14 protein-coding genes and 1 tRNA gene are annotated in these 17,195 nt (G+C 61.9%); 7 read left to right on the forward strand and 8 right to left on the reverse strand.

Annotation, left to right across the window (positions count from 1 at the left end):
• Position 1 precedes the first annotated feature (1 nt).
• The 6 genes from HU765_RS05795 to HU765_RS05820 all read right to left on the reverse strand — a co-directional run bounded on the left by HU765_RS05795 (position 2) and on the right by HU765_RS05820 (position 6,530).
• The gene (locus HU765_RS05795) at positions 2 to 1,498 is read right to left on the reverse strand and encodes a hypothetical protein (RefSeq protein WP_186619368.1); all 1,497 of its coding nucleotides are present in this window, start codon (positions 1,496 to 1,498) and stop codon (positions 2 to 4) included.
• Complete coding sequence (locus HU765_RS05800; protein ID WP_186619369.1) at positions 1,495 to 2,733, reverse strand: ATP-grasp domain-containing protein; 1,239 nt, start codon at positions 2,731 to 2,733, stop codon at positions 1,495 to 1,497. Before HU765_RS05800 ends, HU765_RS05795 begins: the two co-directional genes overlap by 4 nt.
• A 42-nt stretch (positions 2,734 to 2,775) precedes the next feature.
• Entirely contained in the window at positions 2,776 to 3,231 is a 456-nt protein-coding gene (locus tag HU765_RS05805) for a cobalamin B12-binding domain-containing protein (RefSeq protein WP_186619370.1), read from the reverse strand.
• Positions 3,228 to 4,472: an MFS transporter gene (locus tag HU765_RS05810; protein ID WP_186619371.1), complete on the reverse strand. Its 1,245-nt coding sequence runs from the start codon at positions 4,470 to 4,472 to the stop codon at positions 3,228 to 3,230. The genes HU765_RS05805 and HU765_RS05810 overlap by 4 nt, the downstream gene beginning before the upstream one ends.
• Positions 4,465 to 5,535, reverse strand: a complete 1,071-nt coding sequence (locus HU765_RS05815) for an LLM class flavin-dependent oxidoreductase (protein ID WP_186619372.1) — start codon at positions 5,533 to 5,535, stop codon at positions 4,465 to 4,467. The genes HU765_RS05810 and HU765_RS05815 overlap by 8 nt, the downstream gene beginning before the upstream one ends.
• Before the next feature lie 65 nt (positions 5,536 to 5,600).
• A complete protein-coding gene (locus tag HU765_RS05820) occupies positions 5,601 to 6,530 on the reverse strand; it encodes an asparagine synthetase A (protein ID WP_186619373.1) in 930 nt (309 codons plus the stop codon).
• A gap of 238 nt (positions 6,531 to 6,768) precedes the next feature.
• On the opposite strand from HU765_RS05820, the gene HU765_RS05825 reads away from it, so the two are divergent.
• The 4 genes from HU765_RS05825 to HU765_RS05840 all read left to right on the forward strand — a co-directional run bounded on the left by HU765_RS05825 (position 6,769) and on the right by HU765_RS05840 (position 11,251).
• Positions 6,769 to 8,082, forward strand: a complete 1,314-nt coding sequence (locus HU765_RS05825; RefSeq protein ID WP_186619374.1) for an MFS transporter — start codon at positions 6,769 to 6,771, stop codon at positions 8,080 to 8,082.
• Positions 8,083 to 8,130: 48 nt separating this feature from the next.
• Entirely contained in the window at positions 8,131 to 9,525 is a 1,395-nt protein-coding gene (locus HU765_RS05830) for an amidase (protein WP_186619375.1), read from the forward strand.
• Positions 9,526 to 9,600: 75 nt separating this feature from the next.
• The gene (locus HU765_RS05835; protein ID WP_186619376.1) at positions 9,601 to 10,959 is read left to right on the forward strand and encodes an OprD family outer membrane porin; all 1,359 of its coding nucleotides are present in this window, start codon (positions 9,601 to 9,603) and stop codon (positions 10,957 to 10,959) included.
• 28 nt (positions 10,960 to 10,987) lie between these two features.
• Positions 10,988 to 11,251 (forward strand): hypothetical protein, encoded by a 264-nt coding sequence (locus HU765_RS05840; protein WP_186619377.1) that lies wholly within the window; start codon positions 10,988 to 10,990, stop codon positions 11,249 to 11,251.
• A gap of 71 nt (positions 11,252 to 11,322) precedes the next feature.
• On the opposite strand, the gene HU765_RS05845 is transcribed toward HU765_RS05840, so the two are convergent.
• Positions 11,323 to 11,399 (reverse strand) — tRNA-Arg (locus HU765_RS05845).
• 431 nt (positions 11,400 to 11,830) lie between these two features.
• Here HU765_RS05845 and gabD point away from each other — a divergent pair.
• The 3 genes from gabD (at position 11,831) to HU765_RS05860 (ending at position 16,082) form a co-directional block, all read left to right on the forward strand.
• On the forward strand, positions 11,831 to 13,273 hold the full coding sequence (gene gabD / locus HU765_RS05850) for an NADP-dependent succinate-semialdehyde dehydrogenase (RefSeq protein ID WP_186548616.1): 1,443 nt from the start codon (positions 11,831 to 11,833) through the stop codon (positions 13,271 to 13,273).
• A 184-nt stretch (positions 13,274 to 13,457) separates the two neighbouring features.
• The gene (gene gabT, locus HU765_RS05855) at positions 13,458 to 14,735 is read left to right on the forward strand and encodes a 4-aminobutyrate--2-oxoglutarate transaminase (protein ID WP_186548613.1); all 1,278 of its coding nucleotides are present in this window, start codon (positions 13,458 to 13,460) and stop codon (positions 14,733 to 14,735) included.
• Positions 14,736 to 14,870: 135 nt separating this feature from the next.
• Positions 14,871 to 16,082, forward strand: a complete 1,212-nt coding sequence (locus tag HU765_RS05860) for a response regulator (protein WP_186619378.1) — start codon at positions 14,871 to 14,873, stop codon at positions 16,080 to 16,082.
• 123 nt (positions 16,083 to 16,205) lie between these two features.
• On the opposite strand, the gene HU765_RS05865 is transcribed toward HU765_RS05860, so the two are convergent.
• Positions 16,206 to 17,195, reverse strand: a complete 990-nt coding sequence (locus tag HU765_RS05865) for a sensor domain-containing diguanylate cyclase (RefSeq protein WP_186619379.1) — start codon at positions 17,193 to 17,195, stop codon at positions 16,206 to 16,208.

The following is a 17,195-nucleotide window of genomic DNA, read 5'->3' on the forward strand; positions in this document are numbered from 1 at the left end:
CCTAGCGCCCCGAGACCAGTTCGACCACGGTTTCACCGGTGGCCGGGTCGTAGCGACTGACGCGGCCCTTATGCGGATCGCCGGCACGGACCCGGGCGATCAGCGTGGCATCGCTGTCGAAGTCGATCCGTTGGTGCGCATACAAGCTGCGCAACGCCGGCAACGGCAGACCGCTGACCTGGCTCAGCCACTGGCTGAGGCCCGGTTCGTTATGTTCGCCGGCGAGGATCTGGTGCAGCACGTCGATGTTGCCCAACTGCTGCGGGTGGCAAAGTCCGAGAAAACTCGACAGCTCGCGGCCACGGTCGACGAACGGGGCAAACTGCATGCAGACCAGTTGCGCCTCATCCAGCCCGAAGGCCTGCTCGGCAAAGCGCGCGGCAAGTGTGCGACGGGCTTGCATGCCCTGTTCGTCGGCATACGCAGCCATGGCCAGATCGATCAGGCGCTGGGGCATTTCTTTTTTGCGCATCAGCGCCTGCGCCAGTTCGAGGTATTCGGCAATCCCCTGGTTGTAGCGGCGGCCTTGTACGTACTCGGCTTTAAGCCCGCGAAAGTGCGCCATCAGCATTGGGTTGGCGCAGTCCGATTCGGTGAAACTGAACGCCAGCTCTTCGAAGCGGAAATCGAGAAACTCGGTAATCAGTTCCCAGTGATCCTCGACTTTGTAGCTGACCAGATCGTAAATACTGACGAACGCCGGGTCGGCATGCTCATCGCCGCAGGCGACGCGACGCTCCTCGCGCTGCTGGTCGAAGCCTTCGCCGAACAGCTCGATGAAATAGCTCTGGGCCACGCCATCGAGCGCTTGCAGCAGTCCGCGAAAACCCTGGCGGCGACACTCGTCGACGTTCAGGCCCAGGCGCTGCGCCAGACGCATGATCCAGGTGAAGTAGTGTTTCTGTTCCTTGCGCGAGTCGCCGGTGACGACCGCGTCGACCCCGCCCTGCCACCACGCCGCGCGTCCATAAAAATCGGCCACGGCCAGGTTGCAGCTATTACAGAACGTCGGCCGACCATCGCCGGCGGTGCGATGGCCGTTCATCAACACGTCAAAACGGTTCATCGCCTGCACATCGTCAGGGAACGGCAGGTGGCGTTCGAATGGGCGGATCTGTTGATGATCGACCACCAGCATTTCCACTCGCGAATCGTCGAACAGGTGCAAGGCGCGGTAGACCCGATCAATGTTGGCCATCACCGCATCCGGTACGCCGGCGTGGCGCATGTTGGCGATGCGCAGCTGAAAGGTGCGACCGTGCAACACCGACAGATGCAACTGCGTGGCGCGCAGCATGGCCACGGTGTAGGAGCTGTCCTTGCCGCCGCCGTAGGCAACCATCAGTTTGTAGTCGGTCAGCCGGTCGAGGCCACCCGCCGCGGCGATCAGGCGCTCGCCGATCGTGGCGACGGCGCGACGTTCGTCGGCCTTCAGATAACGATTGAGTTCGCCCAGCAACGGTTCGTCGTGACTGGCTTGCAATTGAATGGCGTTCATAGCGCTTCAGCCTGGAATTGGTACGTCTGGGTGGTGTGGCGGATATCGCGCTCAGTCGCGACTTCGCTGCCGCCGACAAAAATGAAGCGGCCACTGTGCAGGGCGTCGTAACTGCCGCCGGCCTCGAGGATTTCTCCCGGTTGGGGCAACAGCTCGCGCCACAGGTTGGGCAATGCTTCGCGCAGTGATTGCGCCTTCACCACGCGGCAAGGCAGCTGTGCGGGTTTGGGGATGACCAGCCAGCCGCCACTCGGATCGTCGTCGATGGCCGGCAGGGGCACCTGATCGCCTGCGAGGCGGCGCAGCCAGTGTTCGTAAAGATTGACCCCGAATACCTTGTTGATCAGGTGCGGCACTTCACTGCCGCCAACCCGCGCGCCGATTTCGAGGAACACCAGCGACTCGTCCGGCTCGACGAAAATTTCCAGGTGAAACGCGGTACAGCGCAGGTTCAAGGCGCGCAGGATCTGTTGGCTGAACGCTTCGATGCGTTTGCGCAGGGGCGACGCCTGAACGATGACCGAGCCCAAAGGCTGGGCCTTGGCGAAATCCAGACAACTGTTGATGTAGCGCGATACCACTTGAAACGGCACGCTGCCGTCGACATCGGCGAAGCCGTCGATGTGGTAGGTCTGGCCGTGCATGAAGGCTTCGATCTCATAACGGCTGAGGTCGAGGGTGGCGAGCAGACGGCGCAGGTCGGCTTCGTTCTCGACTTTCTCCACGCCCATGCTCGCGGCACCGTCGACCGGTTTGACGATCAGCGGAAACCCGATCTCGCCGGCAAAGTGCAGGGCCTGCTCGACCGAGTGGCAGCGGGCAAACGCCGGCACCGGCCAACCCTGAGCCTGGAGGATTTCCTTCATGCGCGCCTTGTCGCGGTAGACCGCCACTTCATCCGGCCCATCTCCCGGGATATTCAGGGCCTGGCGTACCCGCGCGGCAATTTCCAGGGTGAACTCGGACAGCGCGATCAACTGGTCGACCGGCCCGACACGCGCGATGACCTCTTGAACCGCACCCAGCAATTGCTCGTATTGATTGACGTCCTCGACCTGCACCTGATGGGCAATCTGCTGCGCCGGGGCGAGCACGCCCTGGGCGCCGGGCGCATCGACCACGTAACTGATGCGGTGCTGTTGATGATCGAAGAACGCCTCGTAGCGAGTCAGTTCATTGTCCCAGCGGCGCTCATCATGAAAACGCGGCCAGCGGTTGACGATAACGATGTGCATCGTAGTGATCCTTGAATGGGCGAAGTCGGCGGCGGTCGGGGATCAGCCCCAGGACGGCGCACAGAGGGCAGGTGCAGGTTCGGCGTCGGGTTGGGTGGGCAGGGCGCTCAGGTACGCGCTGAATTGCTCGATCGCATCGGCGCCGACGAACACCTGGTTGTAGCCGGCGTCGATCAACGCCCGGCGCACCGCCAGGGTTTGCGCCTCGGAAGTGGTCAGCTTGCCGCCGATCACACAGCGCAGGTGGGGATACCGCTGGCGCACCTGACGAATCAGTTCCAGGCCTTGCGAATACCCATGGCCATTGACGCTGCTGACCACCAGCAGGTCGCTGCGACGCTGTTCAAGCGCGCCGAGTACGGCGTCGATCGGCGTGCAACTGCCCAGGTTTTTCACCTGCAAGCCGTGTTCGCCGAGCCACAATTGCAAGTACACCAGGTTCCACATGTGCGAGTCGGACTCGACGGTAGCGAGCAGGCAGTGCGGCAGGACTTTCATTGGGACGCCTCCATGGCGAGCGACGGAGCACCCAGAGCCAACTGGAAGCGCCGGGTGGTCAGGATGAACAGCAGAGTGCCGGGCACGGTCAGCACCAGCGCCAACACCAGGATCAGCACCTGCGGGCCGTAGACGTGGCCGACGCTGGCGGTGAGCAGACCGCCCAGCGGATAGGACAGCAGATTGACCAGGTAAAACGGCCCCATGACTTTGCCCAGATGGGCTTTGTCGATGGCTTTGATCCGCTGCGTGCGATTGAACACGTTGAACCACGCACACCCGGCCATCGCCAGCAGAAAGCTCAGGGCATACAGCACCACGCCGCTGGCCACGCCCATGCAGATCAGGCCCAGGCACAACAAGGCGAAGCCCAGCGCGCCCAGCCGATAGATCGACAGCCGGGCCAGCAGGCGCGGCACCAGAATGAAATTCAGCAGGCCGAGGGCGCCGGCCCCGGCGTTCATCAGACCGAACACGCCGTCGGCAGCGCTGAAGACTCCGCTGATGACAAATGCGTTGGCGCTCAGTACCGCGGCAAAGGCCAGGTTGATGGTGAAGTTCAGGCCGGCCAGCGTCAGCACCGGCCGGTTGCCGAGCAACAGTCGCCAGCCCAGAGCCAGATCCTTGAGCACGCTGCCCGCACCGCTGGCCGGGGTTCGCGCCGTCGGCAGGTTCCTCCAGCACAACGCGGCGGCGAACAGCGCCATCGCGGCGAGGCCCAACAACCAGCGCTTGTCGGTGTACATCGCCAACCCGGCCGCGAGTGCCGGGCCGAGCGCCATCGCCAGCAGCTCCATGTTCTGCACCAGCGACTGACAATGGGCGAGGCGCTCGGGGCCAGCGATCAGCGGTACGCTTTTCTCCACCGCCATGCGCACCGGAGCCATCAGCACCGACAGCACGATGCCGTTTCCGATCAGCGCCCAGATCGTCCAATGCGGCGCAAACCAGCAAATCCACAAGGTGACGCCCAGGCTCAGTCCGCGGGCCGTGTTGGCTGCGCGGAACAACAAGCGGCCGCCAAAGCGGTCGGCGAGTAACCCGGCAAACGGGTAGGCGATCAGCGCCGGCAACCATTCAAGCGCGAAGGCGATGCCGGAGTAGCGCACGTTGCCGGTCAGTTGAAAAATCATCAACGGAACGGCAAACAGCACGGTCTGTTCTGCCAGCAAGGCGCATAACAGTCCGGCACCGAACAGGCGAATCGCCCTGCGCCGGGCATCGGCGCTGACCTCAGGCATGATCGCGATCCCACACCGTTTCCAGCTCGCGCAGGTAAGGCAGCACGTACTTGCAGAACCGGCGCATTTCATCGCGGGTCGGCCAGCCGGAGAAAATGAACTCGCTGACGCCAACCTTTTTGTACTCGAACAGGTACTCGGCGACTTCCTGATAACTGCCGACTACGCACAGTGCCGGGCCGCCGCGATATGCCACCGCGCCCGACCAGAGCATCGGCGACAGCCAGTCGTGCTGTGCTTTTTCCGCCAGCTGGAACGAAGTCTTCACCGCCTGGGAATCGCAGCGCCCGACAAATTCTCGGACCCATTCACGGTGCTGCTCGTCGGGGTTTTCCATCATGCTTTCGACGGCGGCCAGCGCTTCTTCACGGGTTTCGCGGGCCAGTACGTGCATGCGGATGCCCACCGAGCAACCTGCCTGCAACACGGTGCGGCTGGCCTCGGCAATCCCCTCGGGGGTATCGCCGTAACGCAGCCAGCAATCGCTGTGCGCGATAGCGATTTGCTGGGCAATGTCCGAGGCGCCGCTGAGGTAAATGCGCGGCCGCTCGGCATCTTTGAAGGGCAGGCCCAACTGGGCTTTTTCGATGCGGTAGTGGGCGCCGTGGTAAGTCAGCGGCGATTCGCCTTTCCAGAACCGATGCAGGATGTCGAGGAATTCGCCGGTACGTTCATAGCGACCGTCGTGGGCAACGAAGTCGCCGTAATAAGCTTGTTCATCCGGCGAGATACCGGCCACCAGGTTCAGCGCAATGCGCTTGTCGGACATCCAGGAAACGGTGTTGACGATCTGGGTGAACAGCGTCGGCGGCAGCAGGCCGGGACGGTAGGCAAGGATGAATTTGACCCGCTCGGTTTCACGCACCAGCGCGCCGATCATCGGCAACGGATCGGGCATGTGGTAGCTGATTCCCATCAGCAGCGAGTCGATGCCCAACTCATCGGCTTCCTGGGCAAAGTCGACGATGCCAGCGAAATCGAGGGCACCGGTGTTGTATTTTTCCGAAGCCTTTTGCTGACCGCTATCGAGCGGTGAGCACCAGTGAATGCGCAGTGCAGGCATAGTGTTTCTCCATGGCGCAGCCGGCCACCGCCGAAGCGGGGCAGGCGTTGCGATTCAGATGCGGATCAGAACAGGAAGCGGGTACCGACGGTGCGGTCGAACAGCGCGACGTCGCGGATGCGCCGCTTGCCGCAAATGAACTTGAGCAGGCGCTCGATGCCCAGACCGCCGCCGGCGCTCGGGTGCAGCAAGCCACGGCGAGCCACTTCCAGGTAGTTGGCAAACGGCTGCAAGTCCATCGACAGCTCGTTCATGCGGTAGACGATCTGCTCGTATTCGAACTCGCGCTCGGCACCCGACAAGGCTTCGCCATAGCCATCGGGATAGATCAGGTCATAGTTGTTGTACGTACCGCGCTTGCCCGGGGTCTCGCGGTCGTAGAACTCGCGGCGGTAGTTGGTGACGAAGAACGGCGTGTGCGCTTGCGCCGACATGATTTTTTCGAAGTCGTCGCCATGCTCGGCGCGCAGTTCGTCGGAACTGTAGATCGGGAAAGCCGTGGCAAAGTGCGGCAGTTGCCGACCCAATTGCTTCAGCTCGCCAGCGCAATGCTGGTTGACCTCGCTGAAGACATGCTTGATCAGGCCTTCGATCAGCGCCATGACCTGGTGCATGTCGCCATCGCGGATCTCGAAATCGAACTGGGAAAATTCCAGCAAGTGGTTTTCCGAGTCCTTGATATCGGCCTTCTCCAGGCGAATGTTCGGCGCGACGATGAAGATCTTGTCGTGGCCCTTGGCAGTCAGTGCCAACTGCTTGTGAAAGATCATGCTCGCCGTCAGTTTCAGGCGCCGTTGTTCGTACTGGATCTCTGCCGGATACACCGCATGGTTCAACGGATCGGTGATCGGCGACATCAGGATCGGCATCAGCTGTTTGAAGTCGCGTTCCAGCAGATAGTGTTGCAAGGCTTGTAGGACGCGGCCTCGGATGATGGCAATGGACTCTGTGTCTGGATGCGCAAAATCGGCGAAGTTACTGGTGATTTCTTCCATGATTGGCCAAATGTCCGGGGGGTAGGGAGGGCCTGATTATTGTTTAAACAAGCGAAAACTCAATGTACAGATTTCCTCTAAAAAGCAGCACAGAGCTTGGGTTTTGTTGTCCGGCGTTGCGTTTGCATAGACGATACCGCGCTGTTGAAATTGATCAGGTGGCGCAGGAGCAAGCCGATTCGCAAGGGCGCTTCGTGCGCCGGTGTCGCTCCTTTACTGGCCTATTCAGAGCTCATCCATGACTGCTCTTAATGTCTCGCCCCCTCACCGATTTTCCCGGTCCGACTACAAGACCCTGGGCCTTGCGGCCCTTGGCGGTGCCCTGGAAATCTATGACTTCATCATCTTTGTGTTTTTTGCCCTGACCCTCAGCCAACTGTTCTTTCCGCCAGACATGCCGGAATGGCTGCGCCTGCTGCAAAGCTTCGGCATTTTTGTCACCGGCTACCTGGCGCGCCCGCTGGGCGGAATCCTGATGGCGCATTTTGCCGACCAGTCGGGCCGTAAACGCGTGTTCAGCCTTAGCATCCTGATGATGGCGGTGCCTTGCCTGGTGATCGGCATCATGCCGACCTACGCCCAGATCGGCTATTTCGCACCGCTGTTGTTGCTGCTGTTGCGGGTCCTGCAAGGCGCCGCCGTGGGCGGCGAAGTACCCAGCGCCTGGGTGTTCGTGGCCGAGCATGCCCCAGCCGGGCATCGTGGTTATGCGCTGGGGTTCCTTCAGGCCGGATTGACCTTCGGTTATCTGCTCGGCGCGCTGACGGCGACCCTGCTGGCGCAAGTGTTTACCCCGGCGGAGATTCTCGATTACGCCTGGCGCCTGCCGTTTTTACTGGGCGGGGTGTTCGGCGTTATCGGCGTCTGGCTGCGCCGCTGGTTGAACGAGACACCGGTTTTCGTGGCATTGCAGGCACGCCGTGCGGCGGACGCCGAACTGCCGTTGCGAACCGTGCTGCGCGAACATCGCAAGACTTTGCTGCCAGCGTTCATCCTGACCTGCGTGCTGACATCGGCCGTGGTGGTACTGGTGGTGATCACGCCAACCGTCATGCAGAAAAGTTTCGGCATGACGCCCGGCCACACCTTTGCCCTGAGCAGTCTGGGCATCGTTTTTCTCAACATCGGCTGCGTGATCGCCGGGCTGATCGTCGATCGCATCGGCGCCTGGCGTACGGTCAAGCTGTACAGCGTATTGCTGCCGGTCGGCATCGCACTGCTTTATGGCTGCCTGATCAGTGGCGGCGCCTGGCTCGGGCTGGCTTACGCGCTGGCCGGGTTGAGCTGCGGCGTGGTCGGCGCGGTTCCGTCAGTGATGGTCAGCCTGTTTCCCGCACACATCCGCGTCTCGGGCATTTCGTTTACCTACAACATCGCCTACGCACTGTGGGCGAGCACCACCCCGCTGTTGCTCATCGCCCTGATGCCGTGGAGCCCGTGGGTGTGCGTGGCCTACGCCGCGATCATGGGCGCCGTGGGGGTTGGCTGTGCCCTGTTTTTCGGTCGGCACGAGCCGGCCTGGACGCGGCCGGCGCTGGTCCCGGAACGTTAAGGCAAGCGAAGCAGTTACGCACCACGGCTCTGGCACGGATGGCTATAGATGATGGAATTACACGATTTATCGGCGACGCAATTGCTCGACCTGTACGCCCGCCGCCAGTTGTCGCCGCTGGAGTATTTCGATCACCTGCTGGCCCACATCGAACGCTGGGAGCCGAGCATCGCAGCGCTGTGTGCGTTCGATCCGCAGCGCATACGCGAGCAGGCACGAGCGTCGAGCGAACGCTGGAGCCGGGGCGCGCCGCGCGGCGGCCTCGACGGCGTACCGGTGACTCTCAAGGAGCTGATTGCCACTCAGGGCGACTGCGTTACTCAAGGAACCGCTGCCATATCTGCGGTGCCGGCGAGCGAAGATGCGCCGCCGGCTGCGCGTCTGCGTGAGAGCGGGGCGATCATTCTGGGCAAAACCACCGTGCCGGACTTCGGCATGCTGTCCTCGGGCTTGTCGAGTCTGCATGGCATCACGCGCAATCCCTGGAACCCTGCCTGTAACCCCGGAGGTTCGAGCGCCGGTGCAGCCGCAGCGGCCGCCGCCGGTTACGGGCCGCTGCATGTTGGAACCGACATCGGCGGATCGGTGCGGCTGCCGGCGGGCTGGTGTGGCCTGGTCGGTTTCAAGCCAACCCTGGGCCGGATTCCGATTGATCCGTATTACACCGGTCGCTGCGCCGGGCCGATGACCCGCACCGTCGATGATTGCGCGGTGATGATGGGCTACCTGACGCGCCCGGACCGCCGCGACGCCACCAGCCTCGCCGCGCAAACGCTGGACTGGCAGTTACAAGTGCCGGCGCTGCAGGGCGTGAAAGTCGGCTTGATGCTGGACCCTGGTTGCGGTTTTCAGCCCGACAGCGAAGTGTGCGACGCGGTGCGTCAGGCGGCGCGGCTGTTCGAGGCACACGGTGCGCAAGTGGTGCTGATCGGGCCGGTGATGGATCGCCGTTTGCTGGATGGCCTCGATGATTTCTGGCGCGCCCGACAGTTGACGCAATTGCAGGCCCTGAGCCCGGAGCAGCGCAGCAAGGTCTTGCCGTACATCGAGGCGTGGGCGGCTCCCGCCACAACGATGAGCGCGGTGCAGGCGGTCGACGGCTTCAACCAGACTTTCGAAATGCGGCGCCGCTGTGCAAGGGTCTTTGACGATCTCGATCTGGTCTTGTCTCCGACCAATCAGGTCAGCAGTTTTCCGGCCGAGTGGCCCTCGCCGGGCAACGATCCGCGCCAACCGTTCGAACACATCGTGTTTACCGTGCCGTGGAACATGGGCGAGCAACCGGCGCTGTCGATCAACTGCGGTTTCACCACCCAAGGCATGCCGATCGGTTTGCAGATGATTGCTCCGCGCTTCGCCGATCAGTGGCTGTTGCGCTGCGCCAAGGCATACGAGAGCTGGCGCGGACCGATCGAGCGCTGGCCGTCCGTACCGTTGCGCTGATGCCCTGCGCTTGTGTGTATCGCCCAAGCGCACCGCGTCGCAGCGGTGCGTCTTTTCTTTTGCAGGCACGTTTTGATGAAAGCACATGTATTTCGCGCGGTGGTTGCAACCCTGGCCGTCGTGCCATCCGGCTGGGCCGCCGAAGCGGTATCGCCGCAGGATCAGGCCACAGGCCTGCTCAATGGTAGCCAGCTGAACCTGAACCTGCGCCACTATTATTCCAATCAGCACACCCAGCGCAGCACGCACCTGGTGATCAAGAAAAACGGCGTGGCACAGCCAACCCGCGAGCGCATCACCTGGGTGCAGACCGGCATGCTCAATTACAGCTCCGGCTACACCCAGGGTGATTTGGGATTGGGTGTGGATGCCTCATTGTTCAGCGCGGTCACCCTCGAACGCGGCCACGGCGCGGTTGCCAATGGCGGCGACCGCGTATTGGTCGACAGCGCGGGCGACGCCGTGCCGACCTGGAGCCGGCTGGGGGTAGGGGCGATGAAGTTGCGGATGTCGAGCACCGAGCTCAAGGCCGGGCGCATGCTCACGGAAAATCCGATCCTGCGCTACAAAGACAACCGCGCCCTGCCTTCCACCTTCCAGGGCGTTGCCCTCAACAGCAACGAACGCGACTGGCTGGCGCTGCAGGCAGGAAGTTTCGAGCGCGCCATTCCGCGCACCGGCAGCGGTAGCGAACGCCTGACCACCACCTTCGGCAATCGCGCCTACAGCGGCTCGCGCATCAGCTACGCCGGTGGCACTGCCAAGAGTCCGGGCGGCCTGACCTTCAGCGCCTATGGCTCGCGCTTCGAAGACATGTGGCAGCAGTATTATCTGGGCGTGATTCATCAGGCCGGCAGCCGCGCGGATCTGGCCGTGAAAACCAGTTTCAACTATTACCGCACCCGCGATCAGGGCGAGCAGCATCTGGGCTTTATCGATAACGACGCCTATAGCCTGGCGGTGACCGCCGCCCACGGTGCCCATGCGCTGACCGCCGCCTGGCAGCAGGTGTCCGGCGACGAATACTTCGACTACGTATGGGAATCGACCGGCAACTACATGGCCAACTCGCTGTACTCGGACTACAACGGCCCCAACGAAAAATCCTGGCAGATGCGCTATGACCTTGATTTGGCCACCTACGGCATTGCTGGCCTGACCGCCAGCCTCTGGCATGCCAAGGGCTGGAACATCGACGGGACTCACTACGACGGCGATCGCGCAGGTCGTAACACGGGCTACAACGTGCGCGGCCTCGACGGTGCCAAACACAACGAGAACGGTTTGATGGTCGCCTATGTCGTGCAGTCCGGGACTCTGAAAAACACCGTGCTGCGCAGCATCGTCTACAACCACCGGGCCAGTGGCGGGCAGATTGACGGCAGCTACGACGAGTTTCGGCTGGTGGCGAACGTACCGTTCAATCTGTTCTGAGCATTTGTCGGTTTTCGCACCCAGCCATTTGGCATTGCCTCGCAAAAACGCGCACTATCGGCCTATTGCCGATGCGCTGGAGGACACCGTGGCACCGAAAATCGACCGCATCGCCCAGTTACTCAACTGCCCGCAAAAGGGCGAGGACATGCGGCGAGCGATTACCGAGACGCGTAAGGAATTTCTGCTGAATCAGCAAAAGGAAGCGCTGGAAGAAGAGGACATCCTCGAAGAGGAGGTCGAGGATGAAGACGATGATGATTACGACGAGTTTGACTGGACGACGGAGTGAAGCCGACGTGTTTGCATCAGCCACAAAAAAGCCCCGGACCATCACAGTCCGGGGCTTTCTCGTTTGATTCGTGGTGCACCAGGCGGGATTCGAACCCACGACCCCTGCCTTCGGAGGGCAGTACTCTATCCAGCTGAGCTACTGGTGCAGCGGGCGACATCATACCTAGGTCGGCTCGGGGCGTCCATGCCGGGTTTGGCGGGTTTTGTCAGTGCGCGTGTCGGCGCAAATCGTGGCATTCCATAAAGCGGTAACGTTCTGCAAAACCCTCGCTTGGCGCTTTGCCGGGACTGTTCTATGGTTTTTCCTGCAGCAAGGGCGTTGCGTGCGTTGATCTGAAAAACGGCAATTTTGTTCTTTTTTTCGAACGACCTATTGTCCTTTACCCCCTTTGAACCTACGATCCGTTTGAGATTTCAAACGCTCTCTGGTCGGGTGTTGCAGCGCCGGTGTCACCCATCGTGCACGGTTGAGGCGCCACACCCGGTCACTGATTTCCCTGACGGCAGCCTTGCGAGGCGCCTTTCTACAATCATAATTTGCTCCGCGCCGGTCGCGGTGCTGTTAAGGAAAGCCGACATGCAGCTTAAAGACACCCTGTTGTTCCGCCAGCAAGCCTTCATCGATGGCGCTTGGGTCGATGCGGACAACGGTCAGACGATCAAGGTCAACAACCCGGCCACTGGCGAAATCCTCGGCACCGTGCCGAAGATGGGCGCGGCTGAAACCCGCCGTGCCATTGAAGCCGCCGACAAGGCGCTGCCGGCCTGGCGTGCACTGACCGCCAAGGAGCGTGCTGGCAAGCTGCGTCGCTGGTTCGAACTGATGATCGAAAACCAGGACGACCTCGCGCGCCTGATGACCCTCGAGCAGGGCAAGCCGCTGGCCGAGGCCAAGGGTGAAATCGTTTACGCCGCGTCGTTCATCGAGTGGTTCGCCGAAGAAGCCAAGCGCATCTACGGTGACGTGATCCCGGGCCATCAGCCGGACAAACGCCTGATCGTGATCAAGCAACCGATCGGCGTCACCGCAGCCATTACCCCGTGGAACTTCCCGGCGGCGATGATCACCCGTAAAGCCGGCCCGGCGCTGGCCGCCGGTTGCACCATGGTGCTCAAGCCGGCTTCGCAAACCCCTTTCTCAGCTTTCGCCCTGGCCGAACTGGCGCAGCGTGCCGGCATCCCGGCAGGCGTGTTCAGCGTGGTCTCCGGCAGCGCCGGCGACATCGGCAGCGAGCTGACCAGCAACCCGATCGTGCGCAAACTGTCCTTCACCGGCTCGACCGAAATCGGTCGCCAGTTGATGGCCGAGTGCGCCAAAGACATCAAGAAAGTCTCGCTGGAGCTGGGCGGCAACGCGCCGTTCATCGTGTTTGACGATGCCGATCTGGATAAGGCCGTCGAAGGCGCGATCATTTCCAAATACCGCAACAACGGCCAGACCTGCGTCTGCGCCAACCGTCTGTACATTCAGGATTCGGTCTACGACGCGTTCGCCGAGAAGCTGAAAGTGGCGGTGGCCAAGCTGAAGATCGGTAACGGTCTGGAAGACGGCACCACCACCGGCCCGCTGATCGATGAAAAAGCCGTGGCCAAGGTTCAGGAACACATCGCCGACGCAGTGAGCAAAGGCGCGACCGTGCTGGCTGGCGGCAAGCCGATGGAAGGCAACTTCTTCGAGCCGACCATCCTGACCAACGTGCCGAAAAACGCAGCCGTGGCCAAGGAAGAAACCTTTGGTCCGCTGGCGCCGCTGTTCCGTTTCAAAGACGAAGCCGAAGTGATCGCGATGTCCAACGACACCGAATTCGGTCTGGCATCGTACTTCTATGCGCGTGACCTGGGCCGCGTGTTCCGTGTTGCCGAAGCGTTGGAATACGGCATGGTCGGCGTCAACACCGGGCTGATCTCCAACGAAGTCGCGCCGTTCGGCGGCATCAAGGCCTCGGGCCTGGGCCGCGAGGGCTCCAAATACGGCATCGAAGATTATCTGGAAATCAAATACCTCTGCCTGGGCATCTAAGCCCTGCAAGAGATCGCTGTAAACGCAAAGGGCACGAGAGCGCTGTCCCTTTGCGTCGTTTCAAACCGAAATTTCTCTGCGGCCGGGAACGCCGTGGCAGTCGATCATCGCATGCTGCCACCGCCGATTCCTCCCGCTTCATCCTTGAACCACGCCGCCCGATGAGCGGCGAATGAGGACTGTAATGAGCAAGACTAACGCTGAACTGATGGCCCGTCGCACCGCAGCTGTTCCACGTGGTGTCGGCCAGATTCACCCGATCTTCGCCGAATCGGCAAAGAACGCCACCGTGACCGACGTTGAAGGTCGTGAGTTCATCGACTTCGCCGGCGGCATCGCCGTACTGAACACCGGCCACGTACACCCGAAAATTATCGCCGCCGTGACCGAACAGCTGAACAAGCTGACCCACACCTGCTTCCAGGTGCTGGCCTACGAGCCGTACGTGGAGCTGTGCGAAAAAATCAACGCCAAGGTGCCAGGTGATTTCGCCAAGAAAACCCTGCTGGTGACCACTGGTTCCGAAGCCGTGGAAAACGCCGTGAAGATCGCTCGCGCCGCCACTGGCCGTGCCGGCGTGATCGCCTTCACCGGCGCCTACCACGGCCGCACCATGATGACCTTGGGCCTGACCGGTAAAGTCGTGCCGTACTCGGCGGGCATGGGCCTGATGCCCGGCGGCATCTTCCGCGCGCTGTACCCGAACGAGTTGCACGGCGTGAGCATCGATGATTCGATCGCTTCCATCGAGCGCATCTTCAAGAACGACGCCGAGCCGAAAGACATCGCCGCGATCATCATCGAGCCGGTGCAGGGCGAAGGTGGTTTCTACGTCGCGCCGAAAGAGTTCATGAAGCGTCTGCGCGCGCTGTGCGACCAGCACGGCATCCTGCTGATCGCTGACGAAGTGCAGACCGGCGCTGGCCGTACCGGCACGTTCTTCGCCATGGAACAGATGGGCGTTGCCGCTGACCTGACCACCTTCGCCAAATCCATCGCAGGCGGCTTCCCGCTCGCTGGCGTTTGCGGCAAGGCCGAATACATGGACGCCATTGCCCCGGGCGGTCTGGGCGGCACCTATGCCGGTAGCCCGATCGCTTGCGCGGCTGCGCTGGCGGTCATGGAAGTGTTCGAAGAAGAACAACTGCTGGACCGCTGCAAGGCTGTCGGCGAGCGTCTGGTCACCGGCCTGAAGGCGATCCAGGCCAAGTACCCGGTGATCGGTGAAGTGCGTGCGCTGGGCGCGATGATCGCGGTCGAGCTGTTCGAAAACGGCGACAGCCACAAGCCGAACGCGGCGGCCGTTGCGTCGGTCGTGGCCAAGGCGCGCGACAAGGGCCTGATCCTGCTGTCGTGCGGCACTTACGGCAACGTGCTGCGCGTACTCGTACCGCTGACCTCGCCGGACGAGCAACTGGACAAAGGCCTGGCGATCATCGAAGAGTGCTTCGCTGAACTCTGATCCGATGGTGTGACCTGCTCTACAAAAACCCGCTTCGGCGGGTTTTTTTATGGCCCTTGAACCACATCGGACGCGTTTGCGCTGTATCGAATGGCCAGCATTGGCTAAGGTTCAGGCATTGCAAGGAGAGCGCGCATGAATGCCGTTGATTTACCCGCCGCACCCAGGGTGCTGATTGCCGAGGCGGACCCGTGGTCTCGCGACCTGCTCAAGCAGGTGCTGCTGAACGTGCGTTGCGACGCCCGCCTGGATCTGTGCGCCGACGGCCAGCAAGCCATGTCACTGCTCAGTGAGGTGCCGTATGACTTGGCTATCGTCGACTGGGAGCTGCCCGGTGTCGATGGTCTGAACGTGCTGCGCAGCGTGCGCCAGCGCAAGCGCAATCCGCCGCTGCCGTTCATCCTGATGAGCAGTCGCAACGACAGCGCCAGTGTCCGCGAAGCCATCCCGCTGGCGCCGACGGCGTACCTCGCCAAACCGCTGAACATGGAAGGCCTGACCGAGCGCTTGCAGGGTTTGTTGCTCAATGCCGGCGAAGCCGTGGTTTGCGAAGTGCCGGTCCTGGCGCCGGGTATGACTCTGGCGGTATTTCTTGAACGGCGTCGCGAGCAGGCGGATGGCGCGCCGCTGATGACCGACGTGCAGGTGGCGGTCAAGCGCAGCCTCAATCCCGAGGGGCTGGATCTGAAGCTGCTGGAACAAGAAGTTCGTACCGATCCGCAGATTACCGCCGTGTTGATCGCGGCCGCCAACAGTGCAGCACAGCACCATGGCGCGCCGGTGCAGACACTGGCTCAAGCCCTGCATCGACTCGGCACCGGCCAGAGCATGAATCTGATCCTGGGGCTGGCGCTCAAGCGCAGTGCCCGGCTCAGCGATCCGTGTCTGGCCGATTACGCCGAGCGTTACTGGGGCCTGTCGCTGCACACCGCAGAATACGCACGCACCCTGGCGCGTTTGCTCGATCTGGATCAGGAGCGCTGTTATTGCGCCGGGATGCTGCATCGGCTCGGCGATCTGGCGCTGCTGCGTTGTTTGCAGGAGTGGCAGCAGGCGGGCGGTGCGCTTGATGATCAGGAAGAGGTCGGCGAGGCATTGGCGCAGTTCGGTGCGGCGTATGGATCAGCGCTGCGTACACGCTGGCGCCTGCCACTGGAACTGCGCGAGTTGATTGCCTCGGTTTATGCGCTGGGCGGCGGGGTTTACTCTCGCGAGGCGCTGGTGATGAACATGGCCGCGCAGATGGCGCGGCTGACTGAACATGAAGGTGTCGAAGAACTGGCGAAGAGCCGCACGGCGCGGTTGCTGAAGATCGGGTTGCCGGAATTGATACGGATGCGAAAGTAACCGGTCTACACAAACCCCCTGTAGGAGTGAGCCTGTTCGCGAAGCGGAGTGTCAGACGAAACTTTAATAACTGACACTCCGCTATCGCGAGCAGGCTCACTCCTACAAGGGATGTGTTGAATTTCAGGCAGAGACAATCCGGTTCTTGCCCAGGCGCTTGGCTTCGTACATCGCCGCGTCCGCCCGGGCGAACAGGCTGTCGAGGCTTGCGTCGGCCTCGGTGAGGCTGGTCAGACCCTGGCTGACCGTGATGCCATACGTCTGCCCTTCATGGCTGAAGCGCAAACGCTGGATTTCCTGTTGCAAGCGTTCGGCCACCTGAACCGCCATGTCTGGCGCGCAGCCGGGAAATACCGCGGCAAATTCTTCGCCGCCAATGCGCCCGAACAGATCGCCGCGCCGTAAAGACCCGCGCCCGCAATCGGCGATCCGTTGCAGCACATGGTCGCCCTCCGGGTGTCCGTAGCTGTCGTTGATCACTTTGAAATCGTCGATGTCCAGCAGCAGGAATGCCAGCGGGGTGCCTTGCAGGCGGGCCTGTTCGAACTCGCGGTGGGCACATTCGAAGAAGTGGCGGCGGTTGCTGCTTTGCGTGAGCACGTCGGTGGTCGCCAGACGTTGCAGCTCGGTCTCCATGTGCTTTTTGTCGGTGATGTCTTCGGCGATGCCGACGATGATCACCGGTTGCCCCGGCTCGTCCTGACGGTTGATGAAGCATTTGTCGCTGAGCCAACGCACCTGACCATCGGCCGCGATGATGCGGTACTCGCGATCTTCCACCGCCCCTTTGTGCAGGACTTCGGCGAGGCTCTGTTCGGCATATTCCAGGTCATCGGGATAAATGCTGTCACGCCACTGGTTGTAATCAGCCAGCAGCAGTGCGGCGGAACGGCCGAAGACCCGTTCGTAGGCGGGGCTGACGTAGAGCACTTGCCGGGTTTCCCAATTGAAGGCCCATAACACGGCGTTGACGCTGACCAGCAGCGAACTGATCAGTTGTTCGCGTTCGCTCAGTCGGGCGACTTCGCCCTGGGCGTGCATGAGCGCCACAAGGGTTTGCGCGGCTTCGGGCCACTGCGCAAGGGGGGTGTCTTTCTGGTTATTGTTGACCAT

It is taken from the genome of Pseudomonas sp. SWRI81, assembly GCF_014268545.1.
In the GTDB taxonomy this organism is placed as follows: Bacteria; Pseudomonadota; Gammaproteobacteria; order Pseudomonadales; family Pseudomonadaceae; genus Aquipseudomonas; species Aquipseudomonas hamedanensis.